This is a genomic window from Enterococcus faecium (assembly GCF_029023785.1).
Classification (GTDB): domain Bacteria; phylum Bacillota; class Bacilli; order Lactobacillales; family Enterococcaceae; genus Enterococcus_B; species Enterococcus_B faecium.
In genome coordinates, this window is sequence record NZ_CP118955.1 from 401,752 (window position 1) to 427,500 (window position 25,749).

Here is a 25,749-nt window from a genome sequence, read left to right on the forward strand (position 1 = left end):
GTGTCACATCCCCTTTTTAATTTATTCTATTTCTTTAAAGGCAGATCAAGCCAGAATGATTTGTCTAAACTTAACAAGGTTAGTACAGGAACAGTTGCAGCTTTAACTGTACGAGTAGTTGTTTCTGGTATCTGTCTTGCCGTAAAATTGTTCCACAAATCCCAGATTGAAGCGACACGGAAGATGGAAGAAGCGTTGTTGACGCGTTTTATCGTTGAAAATTCTAATCCTGTGATTGGCACGCCATCTGTTGTCCATTTGATTGGCACATCGAATCGCTTAGACATATTGAGGATTTCAGCGTTTGCTTCTTCAGTTGTTGCTGCTTCTTTTTTCGGTTCATCATATTTTGTCAGGTCGTACGCTTCGATGATCGCGTTCAATTTTTGTGAATATTGGCGATCTGTAGCATAACGTCCTTCCAAATATTTGGTTGCTTCTTTGTAGTCTTTTGTTTCCGACTTCCAAGTTGGTTTGTAGAAATCAGGATTGCCAGTCAGTCCATTTTTGATCAAGTCGGCATAGTCTTCCAAACTTTCCTTGTAAGAAGGATATTTACGGAATTGTGCGCGGATTTGGTAGCTTTGTCCGGAACTATCTTGTTCAAGTGTATTGAAGGTCACGCTGCTTCCTTTATATGATCCTTTGATACCAAAAAGGTTATGATTTGGTTCGCTTGATAATAAGCTGTTTCCAGATCCACTTTCAAGGATAGCTTGAGCCATCATGACTGATGCGTAGATTCCTTCTTTTTGCCCGATTTCCTGTGCATCATCTGCAATCTTTTTCAAGAACTGATCAGTTGTTTGGTTTTGACTGAAATGGAACGAGCCATCTAATCCATCTAAAATAGATGAGCCGCCTGTCAGCGAACCTGAAGCAGCAGGTAAACCTGCTAAGTTTACTCGGACAGCAAAATCAGGCGTGAAATCTGAAATAGAAGTTACTCGAACTTTATCTCCTGGTTGAGGCGCATGGATAAATTGTCCGTTCCCAATATAGATACCTACATGGTGAGTAACACCGGAAGAAGGTCCCCAGAAGACGAGATCGCCAGGTTGGGCCTGACTTACTGGAATCTGCGTACCTGCATATTGCTGTTCGCCTGTCCAGCCACCGATATAATGACCGGTTGCTTTCATATATACGTAATAAGTCAAACCAGAACAGTCAAAAGTATTTGGACCTTTTGCTCCCCATACATATGGTTTTCCAAGATGCTTGAATGCTTCTCGAACGATTGCTTGTTGGACATTCGTTGTATTTGTAGGCAATACAGCATCAATTGGTGATTTTACAACAAAATCAGAAGAAGCAGAAGATGGATTCTCTATACCGCTTTGATTTGCTGTATTTGGACGAGATGAAGCATTGTTCGTTCCGCCATTCGATGAACCATTGTTTGGATGGTTTGGTTCTCTCTGAGTATTTCCATTGTTATTCGATCCAGATGGGTTTGTTTGATTCGAAGAATTCCCGCTGTTCGAATTATTGTTATTATTGTTTGAATTATTTGAACCATTATTATTGTTGTTATTACCCACATCTGGTTTGTTTGGCGTTTCCGGATCTGGTGTACTAGGGACTTCTTCACTAGGATCAGTTGGTTTCTCTGTTGAAGTATCCGGTCCAGCTTTAAATTCTGCAGTAATAGATAAATTGTTCGTACCTACTGTAAAGGTCTTTGCATCATAATTTACTTCTTTGGCACCATTAACAGCGACTGAAGCAATTTGTTCACCTTCAGCTGGCGTAATAGTGTAAGTTACCTTCGTTTCCGCTAATAAACCTTCTACCGTTCCACTTTCCGTAATATCCAAAGGTTGCTGTTCAGGGGAATCCGCTGTCGAAGCAGTCAGTTGGATCTTACCAATCAAAGAAGGAGCAATTGTAAGGGAATATGTCTCGGCTGGCTTTTCATTTTCTGATGGATCAGCCGGATCAATTTCAGTTGGCTCGGTCGATCCTGTTGTTGAGTTAGTTGTTCCAGTTGGGTCTTCTGTAAAAGAATCCGTTGTTTCACTAGTAGCTGAGCTGGATGTAGTCGTATCTGTTGTGACTGTTTGATCAGCTATTTGATTATCTACGGCAAATACGGTATTGGTCGACAAAACAGACGGAGCAATCAGCCAAGTAGCAGCTAGCAAACGTATCGTTTTTTTATTTTTCATAATAAACTAGTCCTTTTCCTTTCATTGATTTTCTGTCTTATTCAGCATTCATTAGACATTTTTTGGAACAGATAATCGTGTCGAAAAGCTTTTTCTTTTCATAAATCTGTCTGTGTATTCTAAATAAAACAATTTGTAAATAAGCAACGAGCATTCATTCGTTTTTCTTTGACGTTCATTTTATTGCATAGACCACCTTTGTTTGGGGATAAACAAGTGGGGATAAAAATGGTTATGCATATGTAAATTATACCAAAGTTTGGAAAGTATCACAAAAATTTATAAAAATAATGATCCTAAAAAGAAAAAGACTGAAATATGTGATAAACATCTCATACTTCAGTCTTTTTCATTAACTATTCATAAGACATTAGGTCTTCATCAAACCCGCTAACGAGAGTAGTGATCATTGCTACGACTAGACTAACAGCCAGTCCTGCTAAGTACCAGAAAAAAGTACCGGAAATGAATGCAGGCAATGTGGTCAGACTACCAAATACAAAAGCGATCGCTTTCACTTGGGCAAATCCCATTACAGCTCCACCAGCAGCTGCACCAATGCAAGCAGCAACAAATGGTTTTTTCAATGGGATCGCAATTCCGTAAACAGTTGGTTCGGTCACTCCCGCAAGTAAAATCGAAGCAAAAGCAGAACCGGAGATCGAACGGGTTTTTGAACGTTTACTTCGCAGAAATACACCTAAAGCTGCACCAGCCATTCCAAAATTGGCTGCTCCTGTCAACGGAACGATTCGGTCGAACCCATAAGCAGAGATATTACTGATCATGACAGGGTTTACAGCCCATTGGATACCAAATATTACCAAAATATTCCAACCACCAGCGATGATTGCGCCACTGATCGGTCCGTTAATATCCATCATCCAAGTAATTGCGGCAGCTAAACCTTCGCCAAGGTAAACACCCGCAGGCCCGAATACCATTAACGTCAAAGGAACCGTGATAACTAATGAAAGTAAAGGTACAAATACTAATTGCATATTTTCGCGAATATATTTTTTGAGGAATTTTTCAACAAAAGAATAAAAGAAAATACCTAAAATCGCCGGCATGACAGTAGACGTATACTGCATCAGTACTACAGGAATCCCCAGAAAATCAGTAGCTGCTTTGCCACTGTCTGAAAGTAAAGAGGTCAGATTCGGTTCAATCAGTGCTGCAGCAATGACAGCCGCAATATATCCATTCACTTTAAACGTTTTGGCAGCAGAAAAAGCAAGAAAGATTGGCAGAAAATAAAAGACGGCATTCGACGCAGCAGACAAAATATGATAAGTTCCGCTTGTTTCACTAAGCCAGCCAATCGTAGTCGCTAAAACAACCAGACCTTTTAATATACCAGAACCGGCAAACAGCGGAATGATCGGCGTAAAGATTTCCGATATCAAACCAAATAGTTTTTCGATCGGATTTAGCTTTTCTTTCGGAGCTGAATGATCGATTTGACGCGTCAATTCCTTGTAAGCAGGAGCCAATCCCTGATCCATGATTATTTCTGCATATCTATCGAGTAAAATGAAATACTTAATGGAAGGGATTTGCTGTTTTAATTTTTCTGCATTGGCTACTGGCTGTTTTTTCAATTTGATACGAAGCCGAGTCGCACATGGAAGGACAGAATCAATATTGTCTTTTCCTCCCAACTGTTCAATCAGCATATGAATCTGCTCGGACAGTACCATCTGTTCAGGATTCATTGTCGTTTCCATTAGAAGACCACTCCACTCACTAATATAATATTGGCGTAAGGTGTCATTTCGCCTGTACGAATAAATGCATGACAGTTATTCAACTCTTTTTTCATTTCTTCATGTGGGATAAAGCTAATCGGTGTATCTGGTAACAATAATTTGATTTTTTCCAATATTTCCGGGTTCATTGTCTTTATTTCTTCCGCCAATTCAATCGATTGTACCTCAAGTTCTTCTAAAACGTTTTCTAAAACAGATAAAAAACTTGGAAGACCGTTTGAGACAGCCAAATCTATTTTTTCAGTACCAAAGGGGACAGGCATGCCTGCATCCCCGATACTTAATTTATCAAAGTGCCCCATTTGTGCGATTACTCGTGAAATATCTGAATTGATTACTTTTCCTTTTTTCATGTTTGTTTCTTCCTCTCATTGTTAATTTTAGACTGCTGATTGTTCTAAAGCTTCGCGGTAAGGGATAGAAGGTTGCGCACCATAAGACTGCACAGCAACAGAAGAGGCTAGATTTCCATAAAGGATCGCTTCTTTCAAGTTACTAAGGTCTGGCTGAAGTGTGCTGCTTAATGCGCCAATAAATGTATCACCTGCGGCTGTTGTGTCAACGGCATCCACTTTAAAAGCAGGGACGATACCGTGTTCTTTTTCTGTATGATAGAAAGCGCCGGCACTGCCTAGTGTAATGATTACTGTTCCAATACCTAATTCATGGAGTTTTTCGGCTGCTGCGACCAAACTGTTATGATCTGTCACTCTGATTCCTGTAATGATTTCTGTTTCTGTTTCATTTGGTATAATGATATCTGTCTTTTCAAGTAGTTCAGTAGGAATCGTTTCACGAGCTGGTGCAGGATTCAGGATCGTTGTTTTTCCTGCGTCTTTTGCAATAGAAAAAGCTAGGATCGTCGCATCTAAGCTACTTTCAAACTGAGCAATAATAAAGTCACTGTTTGTAATCAGTTGCTTGTTTTTTAGGACTTCTTGTTCATGGAAAGCATTATTTGCCCCTGCATGGATCAAGATACTATTTTCTCCTGCTGCGTCTACCATAATCATTGCTTGTCCGGTTGTGGCGCCTTGGATTTCAGCTATCCCAGATGTATCGATGTTTTCTTTTGTCAGTAGATCTAATAACTGTTGTCCTTCGCTGTCAGCCCCAACGCCTCCAATAAAAGATGTCCGTGCGCCTGAACGTTTGGCTGCCACTGCTTGGTTGGCACCTTTACCTCCGCCAGCGTGAAAAATCTCATGCGCATGCATCGTTTCGCCTGGCTTGGGCATGTTGGTTAAACGAAGGGTAGTGTCCATATTAATACTTCCAATTACTGTAACCGTGTTCATTTTACAAACCTCCAACTATCTCATTTATTTTGATGGGAAAATTATTTTTTAAAACGTTTTAGTAAAACGTTTTAATAGTTCGATAAAAATATAGCACACCTTGAAAGCTATTTCAAGGGTGCAGTTGAAAATCTTTTTTCTAATCGTACAGGTAATCTTTTTTCTTCCCATTCTTTTTCTGGGAATTGGATCCGATCTAACAATAACTTGGCAGATGTTTGTCCCAATTCGAAGATTGGTTGTGCGATCGTTGTCAGTTTCGGCTTGATATACTCGCACATATCTATATTATCATAGCCAATAATGCTGTAGTCTTCAGGGATGCTTTTTCCAGCTTCCTCTAATCCGCGATATAATCCAAAAGCTAATTCATCATTTAAAGCAAACACACCAGTTGCAGCAGAATCAAGAAGTTCTGCTGTGATCTGGTAGCCACCTTGTTTTGAGAACTGTGTAGGTAAGAGGATCAGTTGGTCGTGAGGGATTTGGTAAACATCAAGAGCAGATTTAAACCCCTCAATCCGAGCGTGGACATTTTCCGGTGGATTTTCAGGATAGACAAGGGCGATCGTTTGATGTCCTAGACTAAGCAAGTGCATGCCCGCTAGGTAACCACCGCGAAAATCGTCTGTTCGTACGGCATCACTAAATCCTTCAGATTTTTTCTGATCCAAAACAATGAAGGGCCGGCCTTGTTTTTTCAAATTTTCGTTGATTGCATCTGTAGAGACAGCAGAAGTCGCGATAATGAATCCATCCACACCTCGACGTGTGAGCTCGGCTAGATATTCGATTTCTTTTTGATGATCAGAATCAGCATTACATAATATCGTGACGAAATTCTGCTTATACAAGATATCCTCAATTCCTCGCATCAGTGTACTGAAGAATGGATTCGTGATATCAGGAACGAGTACACCAATTGTTTTCGTTTCCTTGGTAATCATTTGTCTAGCAAAATAGTCAGGCTGATAGCCTAATTCTTCTTTGGCAGCTAAAACTTTCTGAACAGTTTTCGGACTGAATTTCTCCGTATTTCCATTTAATATCAAGGAGACAGTTGTGATTGAAACGCCGGAAAGTTTAGCGACTTCTTTGATTGTGATCTTTTTTTTCACCATGTTCATACTCCTATCTAAATCCTGTGGTTATTTTCCCATGAAATCAAAAAGAAGTAAATGAAAATCACGTGTGCCAGTACTTATTTGCTTTGTTGGATAGCTTCGATTATTTGTTTCGTTGAGCGTACTCGTGCAGTTTTCGGAAATATCTTTTTTATGAACAATTGATGGGATTCTTTGTCACGATCACTGCAAGCATCTTCAGCAAGCACGATATGGTACCCGTGTTGAAAGGCATCTAATGCAGTAGCATATACACCGTTTGTTGTCGCTACACCGCTTAAAATGATAGTTTCGATTCCACGCCGGCGAAGTTGAAGATCAAGAGAAGTACCAAAAAAAGCACTTGGATTGTATTTTGTGATAGTCAACATATTATCTGTATCTTTCAAAGAATCCTTCAAAAGTAAATCAGTGAATTCTGGAGGTACAGAAGCAGTCATTCCACCCATATCAGTTTGTTGACTCAAATAAGGGAAAGTGGAGATGTCTACGTTCACTAAAACTTTCAAGGCAGCGGTACGTTTCAATGTTCTTACTAACAAATCATTGTTTGTCAGAATAGATGCTGCAGTGTGTGGAGAGAGTGTACCGTTATTTACGATCTCTTTTTGCATGTCGATCGCGACAAAAGCAGTTTTTGATAAATCAAAAATCATATTTTCCTTTAAATCATTCATGATGTTCCTTCTTTCAAATAACAATGTTTTTTATGTAAGTAAATCATAAATCGTTTATTTGTCAACTAAATTAAAGGATTCCTTTCTTTAGTCTAGAGAAATTCAGTGGTAAAATAAATAAGTGTGAGAAAACGCATTCGATGCATAGATATAGCGAGAAATATCGTGAAAATGGAGGAATCAGAGTGAAGTATGTCGAAGTAAAAAATGAATACAAACGATACAAAATGGGAGAAACGACCATTACAGCAAATGACGATATTTCTTTTTCAATTGAAAAAGGCGAATTAGTGATTATACTTGGTCCAAGTGGAGCAGGAAAGTCAACGATTCTTAATATTTTAGGTGGGATGGATACACCTGATGAAGGTCAGATCATTATTGATGACACAGATATTGCGCAATTTTCAGATAAACAGCTTACTGCTTACCGACGAACAGATGTAGGGTTCGTTTTCCAATTCTACAATCTCGTTCCTAATCTAACAGCAAAAGAAAATGTGGAATTGGCAACGGAAGTTTCTCCTGATGCGCTTGATCCTGTAGAGGTATTGAGGCAAGTGGGCCTAGCTCATCGATTGAATAACTTTCCGTCCCAATTATCAGGAGGCGAACAGCAGAGGGTTTCAATTGCTCGTGCACTAGCTAAAAATCCCAAACTTCTTTTATGTGATGAACCGACAGGCGCGCTGGATTTTGAAACGGGCAAGCAAGTATTGAAATTATTGCAAAACGCTAGCAGACAACACGGCAATACCGTTTTGATCATTACACATAATTCTGCTTTAGCGCCCATCGCTGATAGAGTCATTCACATTAATGATGCTAAAGTAAGGTCTGTTGAATTAAATGATCATCCTTCATCCATTGATGAGATTGTATGGTAGGGGGATTTTATGAAAACAAGAACATATCTTAAAGCAGGTTTTCGCGAAATTCGGCAATCTAAAGGACGATTCATTGCAATCATCCTTATTGTCATGCTAGGAACACTTTTATTTGTAGGTGTCAAAACTGCTGGACCTGTCATGCAAAAAACGATGGATCACTATGTTGGTACAGCAGGACTTTCTGATTTGCAAATCGTTTCTACTGGTGGCTTGACACAAAAAGATATTGCTCAAGCAGAAAAGATCCCAGATGCAAAAGTAGAAACAGGAAAACAGATCTATTATTCCAATACTGGCAAAAACGAAGTGATTCAAATATTTTCTTATAACAAAAATAACAAGCAGAACAAGCTACAATTAACTGATGGAAAACTCCCGGAAAAACCAAACCAGCTTGTATTGGATGAAAAAGCGGAAGATGAAGGGTATAAAATCGGTGATATTTATCAGATTGATTCAGATGAATTGAAAGAAAAAGAGTATACCATCACGGGCTTTGTCCGTTCTCCATTGTTCATCAACAATTTGGAGAGAGGATACGCGAACGTCGGAAATGGTAGCGTCGATTATTTTGTCTATTTACCTGAATCCGTTTTTAAAACAGATATTTATTCTGTCTTATATCTTGATTTTACAAACGTAAAGAATTTGAATACGTACAGCAAAGCTTACAAAGATAAAATGGAGCAAAATCAAGAAAAGGCAGAAAAGTATTTACAAGATCGACCCGAAGAACGCTTAGAAGAGCTGAAAAAATCGGCCAACGAAGAATTAGAACCGGCACAGCAAAAAATAGCGGATGGCAAAGCACAAACAACGCAAGCAAGAACACGGTTAGAAGATGCTAAAAAACAGTTAGCGCAACAGTCAGCAACTATCCAGCAGCTTCCTGAAGCGCAACGAACAATCGCTGTTCAAACATTATCTCAACAAGAAGCTCAACTTGCTGAACAAGAAAGGCAATTAGTTGAGAAAGAACGTGAACTGGCCTCTGCAGAGGAAGAATTGAATCGAAATGCAGAAAAAATTGAAAATTTAACTAAACCATCATACCTATACAATGAACGTTCAGAAAATGTCGGTTTTCAAGAATTTGGTGATCTGTCTGATCGTATCGCTGCGATTGCCAATGTTTTTCCTGTTTTCTTTTTCTTTATTGCCGCATTGATCACCTTTACGACAATGACACGTATGGTAGAAGAAAACCGCAGGGAAATCGGGACATTAAAGGCGTTAGGTTATACGAAAGTTGAAATCGCAAAAAAATATGCAATCTATGCAAGTCTAGCCTCAGGGATAGGTATTGTTTTAGGAACGATATTAGGAACGAATCTTTTGCCAAGGATCATTTTTGAGCTGTCTAACGAGCGGTATGATATTGGGAGTGCGCTTATTTTTTATGACTGGCCGCCGATTTTACAAGCAGCTGCCGCATTCTTCATTGCCGCATTTGGCGCTGCAATGATCGTTTTATTCAAAGATTTAAGAGAACGGCCTGCTGCATTGCTTCAACCGAAAGCACCGAAGCCAGGGAAACGCATTTTTCTTGAATACATCACTCCGCTGTGGTCACGCCTTAGCTTTAATCAAAAAATCAGTTACCGAAATCTCTTCCGATATAAGTCAAGAATGCTTATGGCGATTATCGGAATTGCTGGATGTGCCGGGCTGATGGTTGCAGGCGTGGGATTGAAAGATTCTCTAAGTTCTGTTTCAGCCAAACAATTTGGACCGATCATTGACTATCAAGCAATCGTTACATTGGATTCATCCACGGAAGATAGTCGTCAAAAAGCAGCGGATATGCTGCAGAAGCAAGAAAAAGTAAATGAGATCCTAGCTATTCATACTCAAACCGTAGAATTGAGAAAAAAAGGACATGCTTCGCAAAGTCTGACAGTGATCGTACCAAGTAAAACAGCTGATTTGGATCGTTTTATCCATTTAACTGATCTTGAAGAGAACCCACGCTCCTTGCCTAAAACAGGAATCGCTATTACGCAAAAAGTAGCAGAACTATTTGACTTATCTACAGGAGATCATATTTCGCTTTATGATGAAGATCAAAAAGAATGGAAAGTCGAAGTAAAAGAAATCGTGAAAAACTATCTAGGTAGCTTTATTTATATGTCCCCTGAATATTATGCTTCAGTTACTGATCAATCGATGATGGATAATGCATTTTTGCTGCGTACAGATAAGATGACAACAAAAGAAGAAGAAATGCTTTCCGAGAAACTGCTTGCCACAGACGCTGTGACAAATACGTCTTTCATGTCCAAACAAATCGAAACGCAAGAAGAATCAATGGCGAACTTAGACTCGGTTGTCTTAATCTTTGTCGTATTATCAGGACTGCTGGCTTTTATCGTCTTGTATAATCTAACTAATATCAATATTTCCGAGCGTGTACGCGAATTATCTACAATAAAAGTCCTTGGATTTTTTGATAAAGAAGTCACGATGTACATTGTTCGAGAAAATATCATCTTTACTCTTTTAGGAATCATCGGAGGATTTGGTGTAGGATATATATTGACTGACTTCATCTTGCAACAAGCGTCTATGGAGAATGTCATCTTTCCATTAGTGATCACATGGTGGGCTTATGTCTTATCAGCAGGATTAACTATCGTATTTACGGTTATTGTGATGATTGTTACCCATTTCAAATTAAAGCATATCGATATGATTGATGCGTTGAAATCGAATGAATAAAAACAGAGGTTGTGAAATCAGCGTTTTGAGCTAATAACGAGGGTCAGCTGCTAATTGAACACCATGAATCAGAGGTTGTAAAAAAGCCGTCCTGCATCGAGCAAAAAGAATACTCAAATAAAATTAGCTCCTCATGTTTTACATTTGAGAAGACTGATTGCCGTAGATAAAAGCTTTTGAACACCATTTATAGAAGAAACAAGAATATTTTGCTATTTTAAACAAGAGGATAGACAAATACATGTCTGATCTCTTGTTTTTTATTGGGCAACAGACCTCTTAGAATGTATAAAGATAAATTTTACAAACGCTTTCGGTTCAGTTATAATAATAAATGATAACTTGTATATATAAGTTGTGGTAGGTAATAAATCAGTTGAATGGAGGTAAATATCCATGACATTTAAAGACAAAGTCATTTACCAAATCTATCCCAAATCTTACAAAGACAGTAATGGTGATGGAATTGGAGATTTAAAAGGAATCAAAGAAAAACTCCCGTATCTGAATGATCTAGGCATCGACATGATTTGGCTAAACCCTATTTATCCAAGCCCTCAAAAAGACAACGGTTATGATATCTCTGATTACACAGCCATCGATCCTATCTTTGGTACGATGGAGGAATTCGAACAGCTAATAGCCGAAGCAAAGAAATACCGGATAGAAATCATGCTCGATATGGTGCTGAATCACGTTTCGACAGAACATGAATGGTTCAAAAAAGCACTAGCAGGGGACCAGCATTATCAGGACTTCTTCATTTTAAGAGAAGAGCCAACGGATTGGGTATCAAAATTTGGTGGAAGTGCTTGGTCGCCATTTGGAGATACGGGGAAATATTATTTGCACTTATATGATCGGACACAAGCTGACTTGAACTGGCGGAACCAAGCAGTAAGAGAGGAACTATTCAAAGTTGTTCGTTTTTGGATGGAAAAAGGGGTAAAAGGATTCCGTTTCGATGTTATCAATGTTATCGGTAAAGACGAACAATTGAAAAATAATAAAGAAAATGATGGCAAACCTGAATATACGGACAAACCAATCACCCATACGTATCTAAAAGAATTGAACCAAGCAACGTTTGGGACGGATTCCACTATCATCACAGTCGGTGAAATGAGCTCTACGACGATCGAAAATTGTATCTTGTATACAGAACCTAGTAGAGAAGAATTATCAATGGTCTTTAATTTCCATCATTTGAAAGTCGATTATGAAAATGGGAATAAATGGTCTACTCCTCCATTTGATTTTGCAGAATTAAAGCGACTATTTCATACATGGGGAGAAAAGATGAGTGAGGGTAACGGCTGGAATGCTCTATTTTTTAATAATCATGATCAGCCACGTGCGCTCAATCGATTTGTAGCTATCGATCAGTATCGAAAACAAGGAGCAGAGATGCTAGCAACCATGATCCATTTGAACCGTGGGACGCCCTATATTTATATGGGAGAAGAAATCGGCATGATCGACCCAGACTATTCATCGATTTCCGACTATATTGACGTAGAAAGTTTGAATGCTTATAAGTTACTCCTTGAACAAGGATTCACAGAAAAAGAAGCGTTTCGTCGGATCAAAGCAAAATCTCGCGATAACTCTCGAACACCCATGCAATGGTCAGACACAGAACAAGCAGGATTTACTACAGGGAAACCTTGGTTAAAAGTTGGAGGCAAGCTAGAAGAGATTAATGTAGAAAAAGAACTATCTTCTGAAGATTCTATTTTGTCCTATTACAAGAAATTGATTCGGCTGAGAAAAACATATCCAATCGTTGCACAAGGAGATTATCATGCTTATGAAGCAAATCATCCGGAAGTTTATGGCTTTCTTCGCCAATTTGAAGGACAGCAGCTGCTTGTATTAACAAATTTCTATGATAAAGATACAAGGATCGCCATCCCAGAAGGATTCACAGAAGCCAATATTCTTATCGATAATTATTCCGATACTGTTCTTCATCAAAGTCTGGAGCTAAAACCATACCAGGCAATTGCTTTGCTGAAAAATTAAAACAAAAACACAAAACGTCGTTCCTACGAGCTATTCTCGTAAGATCGACGTTTTGTGTTTTATTTAAAATAATCTTCTTCAGAAAATGAAGAGTTTTCATACTCTCCTTTATCGCCATAAAATTTATTGTAGCGTTGTTTGAATTTACGGAAAATAAAAGTAACGAGTAATTTGACTAACGTATAGATAGGAATACCAAAAATAACGCCCACAATTCCCATTAGATCACCCATGACAAGTAAAACGATTAAGATCGTAATCGGATGGATCTGTAAACGATCACCCATTACTCGAGGAATCACCAAGTCACCGTGGAGAAGTTGTACGGCAAACCAGACAATGACAAATTTGACAGCCATAAAAGTAGAGTCTTGGAATGCAATGATCAAACCTGGAAAGAAGGCGATAAACGGCCCAATATATGGAATGATACATAACAACCCAGCAGAAATAGCTAAAACACTAGCAAATTCTAATCCGATCAGTAAGAAACAAACCCAGTAGACTGCTCCAAGGATAAATGAAGCAATGATTTGCCCCTTTAGAAATGAACCCAATTGTTGATTAGCAATCTTTGTCAAATTTTTAAAATCTGTACGAAATGCTGGTGGGACAATCGCTAAAACTGACTGATAAAATTTTTGAGGATCTCTCAAAAGGAAAAAAGCGACAATTGGACCAGTAAATAAAGTAATAAAAATAGCTGTAACAGTTGAAAAAATGTTGCTGATCCGTTGTGCGCCACTTTCCCAATAATTTCCAATAAATCCAGCTATATCAGACGTCACGTCGTCAATAGAAGCAAAAAATTGATTAAATGAATCGGCAAAAGGTGTTTTCTCCAAAAATTGTCGGAGACTCTCTTGAAAATCTTGAAACAAATCTGGCAAACTACTGATCAATGTCTTTGCCTGTTCTTCAAGAAAAGGAATAAGCCATATGCTTCCAAGCCCCAATAAAAATAAAATAATCACATAAACGATAATGACTGACAAGTTCCTCGAAAGGTGCTTGCTCAAACGTTTGATGACTGGTTCCAAAAGATAATACAAGATCAGTGCAAACAATAATGGGGGCAAGATAGTAGCGATAATGATTCCGACAGGCTTGAATATAAACGAGATCTGATGGAAAAAATAAATGATCAGCGCAAGTAAGATAACTATTCCTAAAACATAGTAAGAGGTTTTTCCTCCTAAAAAGCGGATCAAACGATTCGTTGTATCTGTTTCTTTTTTCACTCTTTTTCCTCCTTTATCTATAACTTCATTATAGACAAAAGCGGGTATAAAAGGAAAATGATAGAGGTTGATTGCAAAAATATCGTCAATCATTCATATAAACTTTCTCATCAATTAAAATAAGAAAACGCTTGACAGTTCTTTTAACCATATGATAAATTAAATCCTGTTGCTAAAACGTAACTATTACGGTTTGCGAAAAGCGAATCGGAACATTCAAATGAAAGAAGATGAGAAGAGGAGTGTCATAAATGAAACGATTGATAGGTATATTGGCCATGCTGGTTTTAGCAGGTATGTTAACTGCTTGCGGGGCAAGTGGGAAAGCCGAGGACAGTAAAGAAAAATTGAGCGTGATGACGACCTTTTATCCCATGTATGATTTTACAAAAGCAATCGTCGGGGATGAAGGAGAAGTAGAGTTATTGATTCCAGCAGGGACTGATTCCCACGATTATGAACCTTCTGCTAAAGACATGGCAAAGATCCAAGATACAGATATCTTTGTTTATAATGATGAAAACATGGAAACATGGGTCCCCGCAATCCAAAAAACATTACAAGAAGGCAATGTCCATACGATAAAAGCGACAGAAGGTATGCTTTTACTTCCGGGAAGTGAAGAAGGACATGATCATGACCATGAACACGGGGAAGAAGGCCATACACATGAGCTAGACCCACATGTATGGCTAGCTCCAAGTTTAGCAATCAAGCAGGTAGCAAACATACGTGATCAGCTGATTGAAGCTTACCCAGAAAAACAGGAAGTATGGACAAAAAATGCAGCAGCCTATACCGAGAAACTTCAAGCACTCCATCAGCTTTATCAAGAAACCTTTAAGCAAGCAAAACAAAGATCTTTTGTCACGCAACATGCTGCATTCAACTATCTAGCGTTAGAATATGGATTGAATCAAGTATCGATTGCTGGTCTTTCTTCTAGTGAAGAACCGTCTGCGGCGAGAATTGCTGAACTGAAACACTTTGTTAAAGAACATGGAATCAACTATATTTATTTTGAAGAAAACGCCAAAGATAGTATTGCCAGAACGTTAGCAAACGAAGCAGGTGTATCTTTAGAAGTATTGAATCCTTTGGAAGGATTGACGAATGAACAAATAGAAAATGGAGAAAACTATCTTTCTATCATGGAAGCAAACCTCGAAGCGTTGAAAAAAACGACAGAGACAGAAAACCCGCTAGAAGATACTTTGACCCCCAAAAAAGAAAAGAGCGTCTACAACGGTTATTTTGAAGACGAGGATGTACAAGATCGCTCTCTTTCAGATTGGGCAGGAACTTGGCAAACAGTAGATACGTATGTAGAAGATGGGACTTTTGATCCTGTTTTTGAATATAAAGAAAAATTGAATCAGGATAAGACAGCACAAGAATATAAAGAATATTATACGAAGGGCTATCAAACAGATATTGCTTCAATCAAGATCAGTGAGAAAGAGATGGCATTTACGTTTAAGGATGGAACAACGAAACGTTCAAATTATCGTTATGTAGGGAAAGAAATCTTGACCTACGAGGCAGGAAACCGTGGCGTAAGGTATCTATTCGAAGCAGAAGATAAGGAAAGTGGCGCTTTTAGATATATTCAATTCAGTGATCACACGATTGCACCGGCTGACTCCGAACATTTTCATTTATATGCAGGAAATGAAAGTCAAGAAGTATTGCTGAAAGAAATGGAGAATTGGCCAACATTTTATCCAGATACAATGGATGGACGTGAAATTGCACAGGAAATGCTTTTGCACTGATAGGCAAAAAAGAACCGAAGGGTTTGGATCGGCTGGTCATTTAGTCGGTCCAAACTATTCGGTTCTTTTTATGAAATCAATTTCTTTAATCCACGGATAGAGGCTGGGATGGTCTCGCCGTTTGCCAACGTGACTTCTCTGGTTTTTTTATTAATCGACCGCACATTTTGTGTATTGATAACATAGGATTTATGACAACGGATAAAATTCCGATGCATTTTCTCGATTTCTTTGATCTTCTCATAGAATTGTAATTGGGCATGAGTCAAATGGACTTCCAGTTTATGTGGCGCTCCTAGCGAAGTAGAAAAATATTGGATGTCTTTGATCGGTAAAAATTTGATCTCATCATTAAACTCTATTTTGAAGATATCTTTTTGGATTTGGGACATTTGAAAATCTTCGAAAATTTTGCTCAGGATATGCTCGACATTTTCTTTTAAATCATAAAGATCTTCTTTGACGATATAATCAGTCGGTTCGATGTTGCTTTTTAAGATTTTCATCGACATTTCCGTATGGGAAGTCACATAGATTATTTTTCCTAAAGGATCTAATTCACGGATCAATTTACCGATCGCTACACCATCCATTTCACTGTCTTCTAGTTCGATATCTAAAAAGTAAATACCAAAAGAAGAAGTTCTGATCTTGGCTGCATTGAGAAGTTCTTCCGGATCAGAGGTAGAAATATGGACATAACTGTCTAAGTTTTCAATCATGATTCTATTTTTGATCACCGTTGATAAAACTTCTAATTGTTTTGGATCGTCTTCACAAATATAAATGGGAATCATATCATTACTCCTTTATTTTATTTGTATATAAATCGTTTGAGAAAAACGCTGGTTTTCAATTGATGTTTCAAGGAAAAGATAAGGATTGGTCTTTGTCAATTCATCCAAGATAAACAAGCCAAGGCCTTCGTTTTTTGGATTTGTTTTTGTTGAGAACCCTTTTTGTTTCAACTGGTTTAACGGTAATGTATTTGTTGTTGTATTGATCACACGAATCATCACGGAATGATTCTTCTTGAGTATGGTCAATTCGATTTTTTTCTTCTTTGCAGCACTAGCTCCTTCAATCGCATTGTCCAAGATAATACCAAGCATACGTACAAGGTTTACCGTATGTTTCGTATCCAGTTCGATTGGCTCAGGAAAATGAAGCTGGACGATCAACCCTTTTTCCTGTGCCATCATGAGTTTTAATGACAGTAAACTACGGATCTCAGGAACTTTCATATTATCCAACATACTTAGATTGGCCGGAAAAAGGTTCATCATCTGGCGTGTAGGTAATATCGTTTGATCATAATAAGACCGTAATCCTTCTAAGTCGCCTTCTGAAATATAGCTGTGAAGAGAAAAAAGCAGATTTTGGTAATCATGTTTGAATTCTCTCAAGTCTTGATAGTTTTTTTCTAGATCTTTGATATAATCCTGTTGCATCCTGACTTGTTGCTCTAATAACTGATCAGCTAATTTCTTATTAGAGATTTTCCAATAATAAACCAAGATGATCAGGCCAACACACAGATATAGAATGAAAAAACTCGTATTCAAAGCTAAGACATCAGGTGTTTCACCAGAAAAACGGGTATAAAAAATAATGATATAGTATGTAAATAATATCAATGTCCCGATCGTACCGATCATACGGCGGTCCACAGTGTGAAACCAAGTCTCTAACGATTTTTTTAAACAAAAAGCTAATAAAGCAGATAAAAAAGCGGATAAGACAATGTGAAAATACTGCAATGAATCTCCTGGTTCAATAACCGAAGATTTCAAAACAAAAAAATCGTCGATGCTTGTTAAGTGATCTCCTAAAAGCGACGTCAATAACCCAAAAGGAAGCGCGTAAACCAATTGTTGACGCGAAGTCGAAAAGAAGAAAAAAGTAAGCATCAGCATTCCTATAGCAATTAGAGCAGTAAAAATCCCTAAAATCGAATAGACCCATCCAATCAAAATACAAGAAATCAGAATGACTCCCGCAAACAGATATTTGTATCGGATGTGATGGTCAATCAATAAGATACAAATTGTGTAAATCAAATATTGCAACGCTATGGACCATAAAAACATAAAGTACAGCTCCCATTGATTTTTACCAAATTATAGCACAATTAGCGTATTATTTTTTTAATTTTTCAGGGATTTTGAATTCAGAACTCATACCAAAGCAGCAGCCAGATACAAAAAAGTCAGATAAGTTAGTTAATTGTTTAATGATTGTTTTTTTCATGAAAGATTCCTCCAAAATTCATCAAGTAGTTTGTAATAGGAAGCAACGTAGCTATTTCTAAAACAATCCCAAGTAGCAAATAGGTAGAAAAGTAAGAAGCTGAGAAAAATAAAGTAATGAGAGAAAAAATTAGAAACATGCTGATCGCCTTCTTTAATAATGGGGGACGTTTCTCGGGTTCAATGGGATTGATTGCTGTACCTCTTGATCCATAGCGAAGCAGTAACAAAAAGCAGCTGATTAACAAAAAGACCATCATTGGGAAGGAGATAGTCAATTGCAGATGTTTCATCACCAAGGGAACGCCCCATAAATAAAGTAGTGTCCACAGCAGACAAACGAATTCAGAGTCGGAATGCAATCCATAAGCATATCTGCGGATGCAGATATAAGAAAGAAAGGTGATTCCTGTTTCCGCCCATGAGCCTGTCACCAGAGAAAAGACTAGAACGACCGCTAGTTTTCCAAGATTATTCAATAAAACTTCTAAGGCAAATTTTACTTGGACATACACCATATCTTCTTCCGATTTGTCTCCGCTGAATAAGGCTTCTAATAATTTGTTCACAACTTTATCTTTCATCTCATACGTACCTCCACCACAAATTTTATGCTAAAAAAAATAAAAAACGTCTTTTGTTTCATAAAAAGTGGTTTTGACATCAAAACCGTCATGATCTCCTAAAAAAATCTTCGTTTTCCAAGAACCTTACCAAAAAAAGTGACAGTTTTGATACGAAAAGTACTTTTTATGACAAGTTTGTGCTTTTTCGAGTGATTTATGTTAAAAAATTACTGACCTTATAAAAGGTGATGGAGGGATTCTTATGGAAAATGAACAATTGTTTGAAGTCGGCGAAACATATGCATTTAAATCTGATTTATTTGAATCACCAATAAAAGGAAAAATAGAAAAAATCTATGAAAATAGTGTGATGATACGTGTCATGAAATGCGCAGTAGAAGACAATGATACCGCTCATAATCTGCACTGGCAGTTAGTTGTACGCAAATCAAGTACAATAGAAGAATAAAAACAGATAAAATGTTGAGAGCATAAAGAGGTTGTGAGTCTCCCGTTTAGCTCTGAGTTACAAGGAATAATGTTAAAAAACAGCTTTTCATGTTTTATGAATATTGCCTTGTGACCGAGGTGTTGGCAGGAGAATACTGTTTATTTGAAAAAAGGGCTGCGACAAGACTTTTGTCACAGCCTTTATTTTCATGAATAGGAGTTACTTTTGGCTACTTTTAGAGAAGTAGCTTTTAAGGAGCAGATAAAGTCAAGGCTTTTATTTCTATAAATGAAGTAGTAAAATGAAGAACAGATTTTATTACAGGAAGGATGCCGATAATTGTGATCATTGTTGCAGGAACGATCGGTGCAGGGAAAAGCACACTAACTGAAATGCTTGCCCAAGATTTAGAAACAAAACCTTTTTATGAGAACGTGGAAGATAATGAAGTATTGCCGCTATTTTATTCTAATCCAGAAAAGTATACTTTTTTATTACAGATTTTCTTTTTGAACAAACGCTTTTTGGCAATCAAAGATGCTTTCAGCCATGATGACAACGTACTAGACCGCTCCATCTACGAAGATAGTATGCTGTTTCATTTGAATGCAGATTTAGGGCGTGTTTCTGAAGTAGAAGTAAAGCAGTATGAAGGTCTTTTAGAAACGATGCTGAAGGAGTTAGAAGAAATTTCGCCACAAAAGAAACCAGATCTACTGGTTTATATTCGTGTATCCTTTGAAACTATGTTAGCGAGAATCAAAAAAAGAGGCCGGGAATATGAACAGCTAGAACAAGATCCTGAACTCTATTCCTACTATAAAGAACTCAATCGACGATACGAAGAGTGGTATGAACAGTTTGATATATGTCCCAAAATAGTGATCGATGGGGACAAATATGATTTCGTAGCCGATCCGGCATGTGGAGAACAAATCGTACAAGAAATCAAGATGCGGGCAAAGAAAATGACAGAAGAGGCAGATGCCCAGTCGATCCGCTACACTACAAATAACCCGAAAGCAAAGGGAATCTTTACAACTAAATAATATAAAAACTAAGCAAATTGCTCACTCGCAGATATTTCTCTGTGAGCAGCATCTTGCTTAGTTTTTTTGATTCATTGAGATCAAATAGTGAACCGATTCGTATGATAAAATTGCCATAAATGAAATGTCTGAGTGAGGGCCATGATCAAAAATAAAATGGAAACGATCAAAATCGAATGGGCGCCAAACAGATGATGACAGAAAACAAGGACAATAGCTCCTGCGATAAAGGCAAGAACGACACTTAGATAGTGGAAAAATCGATCAAAATCTGCTTTTTCTTTAGAAATACAATAATCATATAAGTTCGTTGCTACCCCTTTTAAATTTCCAGTTGTAAATAAATTAGTGTAGGCACGCCCGTTGATTTTATCAAAAGCTACCCACTGGATCGATGCAGTAAAAGCAATCAAAATCGTTACTAATGCGGGATGCTCATGGACGGGTGTCAAACTAACAAAGAAAAAAATCACTGCTTCATAATATAGAACAAACAAGCGCCAGAAATGTTTTTCTTTTTTTCTAAAATAATCAATTAGATACTTTGTTAGAAGAATCCCTAAGAAAAAGAAAAGGGTAGACAATACTTTTTTACCAACACTTAGCCATTCTCCGTCAAATGCTTGGATGATCGATAGAATGATATTGCCAGTTTGAGCAGAGGCAAAAGCACCATATTGGATATAAGTATAACTGTCCATGGCTCCTCCGATAAATGTCAGCAAAAGTCCTATTGTACGCCCCTCGTGAAAGGAAGTCTGCATTTTTTTCATCACCTTTTATGAATATTTTTGTCTTCCTTATCTTAGCATAAACGATTGAAAAAAAGGAAAAATTTTCAGAAAACTAAAATCATATCGCTTCCCATTTTCATTTTTAGAAAGGTCTGTTAGTATAAAGAAAAAATAGACAACGAAACTTTAAATAACCAACTTGAAATAAACAAATTCAAAGAAGAAAGATGGGAAGGAAATCAATCAGTTGAATGAAAAAGAAATTCTCCGATTACAAAAAGAATTGAAACGCTGGGAGAACAAGTATAAAAAGCTTCAACAAGTCTTTCGGCTACAAGAAGAAATCATTGCTACCTATGAAGCGGCTTATGGCGAAGCACCCGGACTTATTGAGGAAGAAGTACAAGTAAAAGAAAGTGAAGGAAACAGCTCTTTCTTTAAAATGATGGAGAAACGTTCCTATAATCGCTTCAATCAAGAACAAAAAGCAGCTATCACATATGATATGAAGAAACATCTTCGAATCATAGCAGGAGCTGGGAGCGGCAAAACGCAAACAATCTGTGCAAAAGCTGTTTATCTGATGACGCAAAAACAAGTAGACGAAGAACGCATACTAATGATCACTTTTACAAGGAACGCTGCAAATGAACTAAAAAAACGAGTAGATAATTTCAGCCAGAGAAAAACCGCTGTCCATATCGGAACATTCCATAGTATCTTTTTTAGGATATACAATGAAATTTGTCGAAAATTTCCTGAAGTAGCAATGCAAGGAATACAAGGAGACTTTTCAAAGGATACTGCACAAAAAGTGAATGCTGTTTTGCAACAGCTGATACGTAAATATAATCTTTATATATTTGATCAATATGGAGAAAAAACGATTGCTTCTCGGTTAGACTATTGGCAGAATATGAACCTTTCAGTAGAAGAAATGGTTCAGTTAGTTAAAGAAAAATATGATTCCATTGATAAGAATGCACGACAGCCGATATCAGAACGACTGTATGGATTGCTCACGGAACTCCAAGAACAAAAAAGAAGCCAGCAATTGCTAGAGTTCAATGATGTACTCCAAAATCTGAAAAGCGCTTTGGAGAATGAGGAGATCCAGCATTATATCGGCCAAAAATATGATTATCTATTCATTGATGAATTTCAAGATACTAATCCACTTCAATGGGAAATCGTGAAACGGATGACAAAGGAAAACAGGATCAAGTTGATTGTTGTTGGAGATGATGATCAGAGTATCTATGGATTCAGAGGATCAGAGCCAGCATACATCAAGAACTTTGAAAAAGAATATCCTACCAAAACTCTTTTCTTATTAACTAATTATCGTTCTCGGGCAGCTATTGTCCAAGGAGCAAATAGATTGATCAGCTATAATAAAAATGATCGGATACCAAAGGCGATGATTCCAGCACAAAAAGAAGCAGGTGTTATGGAAGCCTATTTGTTTTCTGATACTAAAGCAGAAAGTCAGTGGCTAATCAAACAAATTCAGACATTTATTCAAAAAAATGGGAAATATAAGGAATCAATCATATTATACCGATCAGCTTCACAAACGCAGCAGCTTGTCCAATCTCTGCTGAAAACGAATATTCCTTTTGTACTGGAAGCAGATAGTCCATATGAAGGTATCTTTGGTATCAAGTCTTTCCAACATTTCTATCAAAAAATTGTTCATTGGCAAACAGCACTGAATCTGCAAAAGAAAAATCAGGCCTACCAGCAATTGCTCCGGCAGCTGATGGCAGACTGCTACCTGAAAAAAAGTGAATGCGATCAATACTTTTCTCCTAAATATCAAAATATAGCCGTTGCAGATTATATTTTGTCGATAAGCCCCAATTTAAAATCGAAATCTGCAGAAATCCGAGAGTTTGAGGAAGCGTTGCGTAAAACAGACCAGCATCAAGAAATCTATTCGCTTGTTCAAAGCTATCTTCATCTGCCACGTATAGCTAAGGAAATCGACCAGAGTGATCAAGAATGGATACGAGAAGAAGTAAAGCAGCATGCTACTTTCAGAAGACTCCAAGCCTTATCGCAAGAAACCCAAGCGACAGCTAAAGAATTAAAAACCCGCTTGATTGCTTACAGACAAGGAAAACTTGATGCACTATGTATCCAGAGCATTCACAAAAGTAAAGGTCTTAGTTACCGAAATGTCTTTTTGATTGGTTGTAACGAAGGAAGTTTGCCTTATAACGGAGCGACAGAAAAGAAAGTAATCGACTTTAATGAAATAAAAGCAGAACCAGTGACGACGATAGAAGAAGAACGAAGACTATTTTATGTTGCGATGACTAGAGCAAGAAATCGTCTGTATCTATGTGTACCTCAAATGAAAAATTCAAGAAAATTGAAAGTATCGAGATTTATCAAAGAAACCGGGAGTCGTGTGAAAAAAGGAAAGTGATAGAAGAGAGGGTGTGACAGAAGTGGTCAGTTTCAAGAAAGAAGAAGGAATGTACGAAAATTGCTTCTCAAATTTTTGTGAAATTTCAGCTTATTTTCGAAGAAGCTATTTCTGGAACACAGTTTATTCGGAAAAGGGAGGTGTGACAAGAATTTTGTCACACCTCCCTTATTTATTTTGAAAATGAGAATACTATTATCAAAATAGAGAATATATAGAAAAATTCTCATTATTCAAACGTAAATAATCAGTTATTTTGATTTTTTTTTATATTTTATTAGCTAATAATTGGTATTTTAAAAGAAATTACTGTAGAATTGGATTATAATTAAAAAGGAGTGAGAAAATGATAAAAGTATATACTTCGCCTAGCTGTACTTCCTGTAGAAAAGCAAGAGCATGGTTGCAAGCGAATCAACTTGAATTTGAAGAGAAGAATATTTTTGCCGAACCGTTAACAGAAAGTGAGATCAAAAAGATCTTGGCAGCGACTGAAGGAGGAGTTCAAGATATTATTTCCACTCGGTCGAAAATTTACGAAAAGCTGGGCATAGATTTTAACGAATTAACTTTAAAGCAAATGATCGTCTTATTCAAAGAATATCCTTCATTATTGAGACGACCTATTTTGATTGATGAAAAAAGAATACTAATCGGATTTAATGAAGATGAGATCCGGTCATTTGTCCCTCGTGAAATTCGATGTGTTGCCAGAAATCTGATCTATTTACAAAACAATAACATCTTAAATTCATAGGGAGGGAGCCTTCGTGGAAGTGAAAGTCTATGGATCAGCGCACTGTGTAACAAGTCTGAAGGCGAAACAATGGTTAGAACACCATCAATTGCCTTATCAATTTGTTGACTTAGAAGAACGCGATCTAAGTACAGAAGAAGCAGAAGAATTATGCAGTTTTGAAGAAGTGCAAGCAGAACAGCTATTTGCGACTTGGTCTGAGGCTTTTCACAACATTGCGATTGACCTTTCCTGTGTAGGAAAAAAACAACTGATTTTTTTATGCACACAACATACCAATCTCCTCAGACGTCCTTTGATTATTATCGATGAAGTTCTATTTATTGGATACAATGAGCAGTTGATGGAACAGCTTATCTTAAATAAATAGACTTTAACTGTTTTAATCAAGTCACTGAGCATTTCATACAGTTGTAACAGTCGAACACTTAGCATCAAGCGTGTTATGTGTTCTTTTTTTGACTTTATTTTTCTACTATAGAGACATGCTCAATTTATGTGGTCAAAATTCAAATCTAGGTGGGGATATAGAGTTAAAAATATATTGACATGTGTAAATTTACATGATATATTCATTTCTGTTGTTTTAAGTAGCAAAGCAATAAAATAGTATTTTAAAAAACATATAAAATAGTTGTTGACATGTTAGAAATGACATGATAAGATAACTGAGTTTTTAAAAAAGAACCACTTGTGAAGCTTGATTCTATCGAAAAAAACTTCAAAAAAAGTTCTTGACAAATAACAAATGATAAGTTATGATAAATGAGTTGCTGTAAGATTTCGAAAAACGAAATCAAAAAAACTTTTAAAAAAGAGTTGACAATTACTTGTCTCTCTGATATGATATAAAAGTTGCTACGGCAGCCAAAAACGAATCGGGGAACACTCCTGATGAAGTAGACCTTTGAAAACTGAACAAAGTAAGACAAACCAAATGTGTAGGGCGTCTTGATTCAATTCAAGACAACAAACATTTTTTAACAAGCAAGCAATATGCTAGCAAACAAATTGAGCTTAACAATCGTAAGATTGTTCGAACTTTTTATGAGAGTTTGATCCTGGCTCAGGACGAACGCTGGCGGCGTGCCTAATACATGCAAGTCGAACGCTTCTTTTTCCACCGGAGCTTGCTCCACCGGAAAAAGAGGAGTGGCGAACGGGTGAGTAACACGTGGGTAACCTGCCCATCAGAAGGGGATAACACTTGGAAACAGGTGCTAATACCGTATAACAATCGAAACCGCATGGTTTTGATTTGAAAGGCGCTTTCGGGTGTCGCTGATGGATGGACCCGCGGTGCATTAGCTAGTTGGTGAGGTAACGGCTCACCAAGGCCACGATGCATAGCCGACCTGAGAGGGTGATCGGCCACATTGGGACTGAGACACGGCCCAAACTCCTACGGGAGGCAGCAGTAGGGAATCTTCGGCAATGGACGAAAGTCTGACCGAGCAACGCCGCGTGAGTGAAGAAGGTTTTCGGATCGTAAAACTCTGTTGTTAGAGAAGAACAAGGATGAGAGTAACTGTTCATCCCTTGACGGTATCTAACCAGAAAGCCACGGCTAACTACGTGCCAGCAGCCGCGGTAATACGTAGGTGGCAAGCGTTGTCCGGATTTATTGGGCGTAAAGCGAGCGCAGGCGGTTTCTTAAGTCTGATGTGAAAGCCCCCGGCTCAACCGGGGAGGGTCATTGGAAACTGGGAGACTTGAGTGCAGAAGAGGAGAGTGGAATTCCATGTGTAGCGGTGAAATGCGTAGATATATGGAGGAACACCAGTGGCGAAGGCGGCTCTCTGGTCTGTAACTGACGCT

At 37.7% G+C, this 25,749-nt stretch carries 20 protein-coding genes and 1 rRNA gene (1 of these 21 only partly in view); 10 read left to right on the forward strand and 11 right to left on the reverse strand.

Annotated features, from left to right (window positions below):
* Positions 1 to 26: 26 nt before the first annotated feature.
* The 6 genes from PYW34_RS01920 to PYW34_RS01945 form a co-directional block, all read right to left on the reverse strand.
* Positions 27 to 2,171, reverse strand: coding sequence for a glucosaminidase domain-containing protein (locus PYW34_RS01920; RefSeq protein ID WP_002286297.1), 2,145 nt, complete (start codon positions 2,169 to 2,171; stop codon positions 27 to 29).
* A 356-nt stretch (positions 2,172 to 2,527) separates the two neighbouring features.
* Positions 2,528 to 3,901 (reverse strand): PTS transporter subunit EIIC, encoded by a 1,374-nt coding sequence (locus PYW34_RS01925; RefSeq protein WP_002286296.1) that lies wholly within the window; start codon positions 3,899 to 3,901, stop codon positions 2,528 to 2,530.
* The gene (gene rbsD / locus PYW34_RS01930) at positions 3,901 to 4,296 is read right to left on the reverse strand and encodes a D-ribose pyranase (protein WP_002286295.1); all 396 of its coding nucleotides are present in this window, start codon (positions 4,294 to 4,296) and stop codon (positions 3,901 to 3,903) included. The genes PYW34_RS01925 and rbsD overlap by 1 nt, the downstream gene beginning before the upstream one ends.
* 27 nt (positions 4,297 to 4,323) lie before the next feature.
* Positions 4,324 to 5,241, reverse strand: a complete 918-nt coding sequence (gene rbsK, locus PYW34_RS01935; protein WP_002286294.1) for a ribokinase — start codon at positions 5,239 to 5,241, stop codon at positions 4,324 to 4,326.
* Between the two features lie 107 nt (positions 5,242 to 5,348).
* A complete protein-coding gene (gene rbsR / locus PYW34_RS01940) occupies positions 5,349 to 6,362 on the reverse strand; it encodes a ribose utilization transcriptional repressor RbsR (RefSeq protein WP_002286293.1) in 1,014 nt (337 codons plus the stop codon).
* Positions 6,363 to 6,442: 80 nt separating this feature from the next.
* Entirely contained in the window at positions 6,443 to 7,042 is a 600-nt protein-coding gene (locus tag PYW34_RS01945) for a cysteine hydrolase (RefSeq protein WP_002286292.1), read from the reverse strand.
* A 185-nt stretch (positions 7,043 to 7,227) separates the two neighbouring features.
* Between PYW34_RS01945 and PYW34_RS01950 the strand changes: the two genes are divergently transcribed.
* The 3 genes from PYW34_RS01950 (at position 7,228) to treC (ending at position 12,675) form a co-directional block, all read left to right on the forward strand.
* Complete coding sequence (locus tag PYW34_RS01950) at positions 7,228 to 7,929, forward strand: ABC transporter ATP-binding protein (RefSeq protein ID WP_002296067.1); 702 nt, start codon at positions 7,228 to 7,230, stop codon at positions 7,927 to 7,929.
* A 9-nt stretch (positions 7,930 to 7,938) separates the two neighbouring features.
* Positions 7,939 to 10,650: an FtsX-like permease family protein gene (locus PYW34_RS01955; RefSeq protein ID WP_002286287.1), complete on the forward strand. Its 2,712-nt coding sequence runs from the start codon at positions 7,939 to 7,941 to the stop codon at positions 10,648 to 10,650.
* 396 nt (positions 10,651 to 11,046) lie between these two features.
* Positions 11,047 to 12,675, forward strand: coding sequence for an alpha,alpha-phosphotrehalase (treC, locus tag PYW34_RS01960; RefSeq protein ID WP_002286285.1), 1,629 nt, complete (start codon positions 11,047 to 11,049; stop codon positions 12,673 to 12,675).
* Positions 12,676 to 12,734: 59 nt separating this feature from the next.
* Here treC and PYW34_RS01965 read toward each other — a convergent pair whose 3' ends face one another.
* Complete coding sequence (locus PYW34_RS01965) at positions 12,735 to 14,009, reverse strand: AI-2E family transporter (protein WP_002286282.1); 1,275 nt, start codon at positions 14,007 to 14,009, stop codon at positions 12,735 to 12,737.
* A gap of 158 nt (positions 14,010 to 14,167) precedes the next feature.
* Between PYW34_RS01965 and PYW34_RS01970 the strand changes: the two genes are divergently transcribed.
* Positions 14,168 to 15,691, forward strand: a complete 1,524-nt coding sequence (locus PYW34_RS01970; RefSeq protein WP_002323306.1) for a zinc ABC transporter substrate-binding protein AdcA — start codon at positions 14,168 to 14,170, stop codon at positions 15,689 to 15,691.
* Between the two features lie 68 nt (positions 15,692 to 15,759).
* Here the strand turns inward: PYW34_RS01970 and PYW34_RS01975 are convergent, their stop codons facing one another.
* The 3 genes from PYW34_RS01975 to PYW34_RS01985 form a co-directional block, all read right to left on the reverse strand.
* Entirely contained in the window at positions 15,760 to 16,488 is a 729-nt protein-coding gene (locus tag PYW34_RS01975; protein ID WP_002286278.1) for a LytR/AlgR family response regulator transcription factor, read from the reverse strand.
* 12 nt (positions 16,489 to 16,500) lie between these two features.
* Positions 16,501 to 17,781, reverse strand: coding sequence for an ATP-binding protein (locus tag PYW34_RS01980; protein WP_002296065.1), 1,281 nt, complete (start codon positions 17,779 to 17,781; stop codon positions 16,501 to 16,503).
* Between the two features lie 140 nt (positions 17,782 to 17,921).
* The gene (locus tag PYW34_RS01985; RefSeq protein ID WP_002296063.1) at positions 17,922 to 18,524 is read right to left on the reverse strand and encodes an accessory gene regulator B family protein; all 603 of its coding nucleotides are present in this window, start codon (positions 18,522 to 18,524) and stop codon (positions 17,922 to 17,924) included.
* A 244-nt stretch (positions 18,525 to 18,768) separates the two neighbouring features.
* On the opposite strand from PYW34_RS01985, the gene PYW34_RS01990 reads away from it, so the two are divergent.
* Together PYW34_RS01990 and PYW34_RS01995 are read left to right on the forward strand one after the other, a co-directional pair.
* Positions 18,769 to 18,975 (forward strand): hypothetical protein, encoded by a 207-nt coding sequence (locus PYW34_RS01990; RefSeq protein WP_002286271.1) that lies wholly within the window; start codon positions 18,769 to 18,771, stop codon positions 18,973 to 18,975.
* A gap of 311 nt (positions 18,976 to 19,286) precedes the next feature.
* Positions 19,287 to 20,006 carry a deoxynucleoside kinase gene (locus tag PYW34_RS01995; RefSeq protein ID WP_002321450.1) on the forward strand — a complete coding sequence of 240 codons (720 nt, stop codon included), beginning with the start codon at positions 19,287 to 19,289 and terminating at the stop codon, positions 20,004 to 20,006.
* An 80-nt stretch (positions 20,007 to 20,086) separates the two neighbouring features.
* Here PYW34_RS01995 and PYW34_RS02000 read toward each other — a convergent pair whose 3' ends face one another.
* The gene (locus PYW34_RS02000) at positions 20,087 to 20,770 is read right to left on the reverse strand and encodes a YoaK family protein (RefSeq protein WP_002286265.1); all 684 of its coding nucleotides are present in this window, start codon (positions 20,768 to 20,770) and stop codon (positions 20,087 to 20,089) included.
* Positions 20,771 to 20,987: 217 nt separating this feature from the next.
* On the opposite strand from PYW34_RS02000, the gene PYW34_RS02005 reads away from it, so the two are divergent.
* From PYW34_RS02005 to PYW34_RS02020, 4 genes are all read left to right on the forward strand, one after another.
* Complete coding sequence (locus PYW34_RS02005; RefSeq protein WP_002286261.1) at positions 20,988 to 23,174, forward strand: ATP-dependent helicase; 2,187 nt, start codon at positions 20,988 to 20,990, stop codon at positions 23,172 to 23,174.
* 346 nt (positions 23,175 to 23,520) lie between these two features.
* Complete coding sequence (locus PYW34_RS02010; protein WP_002286258.1) at positions 23,521 to 23,931, forward strand: Spx/MgsR family RNA polymerase-binding regulatory protein; 411 nt, start codon at positions 23,521 to 23,523, stop codon at positions 23,929 to 23,931.
* Positions 23,932 to 23,944: 13 nt separating this feature from the next.
* Entirely contained in the window at positions 23,945 to 24,301 is a 357-nt protein-coding gene (locus PYW34_RS02015; RefSeq protein WP_002286247.1) for a Spx/MgsR family RNA polymerase-binding regulatory protein, read from the forward strand.
* Positions 24,302 to 24,974: 673 nt separating this feature from the next.
* Positions 24,975 to 25,749 (forward strand): 16S ribosomal RNA (locus tag PYW34_RS02020); it runs 785 nt beyond the window's last position.

Excerpts from the sequence above, each read along its gene's own strand:
- PYW34_RS01955 (WP_002286287.1), top strand. The coding sequence starts at position 7,939 with ATGAAAACAAGAACATATCTTAAAGCAGGTTTTCGCGAAATTCGGCAA.
- PYW34_RS01965 (WP_002286282.1), bottom strand. The coding sequence starts at position 14,009 with ATGATTGACGATATTTTTGCAATCAACCTCTATCATTTTCCTTTTATA.
- PYW34_RS01980 (WP_002296065.1), bottom strand. The coding sequence starts at position 17,781 with ATGTTTTTATGGTCCATAGCGTTGCAATATTTGATTTACACAATTTGT.
- PYW34_RS01925 (WP_002286296.1), bottom strand. The coding sequence starts at position 3,901 with ATGGAAACGACAATGAATCCTGAACAGATGGTACTGTCCGAGCAGATT.
- PYW34_RS01920 (WP_002286297.1), bottom strand. The coding sequence starts at position 2,171 with ATGAAAAATAAAAAAACGATACGTTTGCTAGCTGCTACTTGGCTGATT.
- rbsR (WP_002286293.1), bottom strand. The coding sequence starts at position 6,362 with ATGGTGAAAAAAAAGATCACAATCAAAGAAGTCGCTAAACTTTCCGGC.
- PYW34_RS01970 (WP_002323306.1), top strand. The coding sequence starts at position 14,168 with ATGAAACGATTGATAGGTATATTGGCCATGCTGGTTTTAGCAGGTATG.
- PYW34_RS02010 (WP_002286258.1), top strand. The coding sequence starts at position 23,521 with ATGATAAAAGTATATACTTCGCCTAGCTGTACTTCCTGTAGAAAAGCA.
- PYW34_RS02000 (WP_002286265.1), bottom strand. The coding sequence starts at position 20,770 with ATGCAGACTTCCTTTCACGAGGGGCGTACAATAGGACTTTTGCTGACA.
- PYW34_RS01990 (WP_002286271.1), top strand. The coding sequence starts at position 18,769 with ATGGAAAATGAACAATTGTTTGAAGTCGGCGAAACATATGCATTTAAA.
- PYW34_RS01945 (WP_002286292.1), bottom strand. The coding sequence starts at position 7,042 with ATGAATGATTTAAAGGAAAATATGATTTTTGATTTATCAAAAACTGCT.
- treC (WP_002286285.1), top strand. The coding sequence starts at position 11,047 with ATGACATTTAAAGACAAAGTCATTTACCAAATCTATCCCAAATCTTAC.
- rbsD (WP_002286295.1), bottom strand. The coding sequence starts at position 4,296 with ATGAAAAAAGGAAAAGTAATCAATTCAGATATTTCACGAGTAATCGCA.
- rbsK (WP_002286294.1), bottom strand. The coding sequence starts at position 5,241 with ATGAACACGGTTACAGTAATTGGAAGTATTAATATGGACACTACCCTT.
- PYW34_RS01985 (WP_002296063.1), bottom strand. The coding sequence starts at position 18,524 with ATGAAAGATAAAGTTGTGAACAAATTATTAGAAGCCTTATTCAGCGGA.
- PYW34_RS01995 (WP_002321450.1), top strand. The coding sequence starts at position 19,287 with ATGCCGATAATTGTGATCATTGTTGCAGGAACGATCGGTGCAGGGAAA.
- PYW34_RS01975 (WP_002286278.1), bottom strand. The coding sequence starts at position 16,488 with ATGATTCCCATTTATATTTGTGAAGACGATCCAAAACAATTAGAAGTT.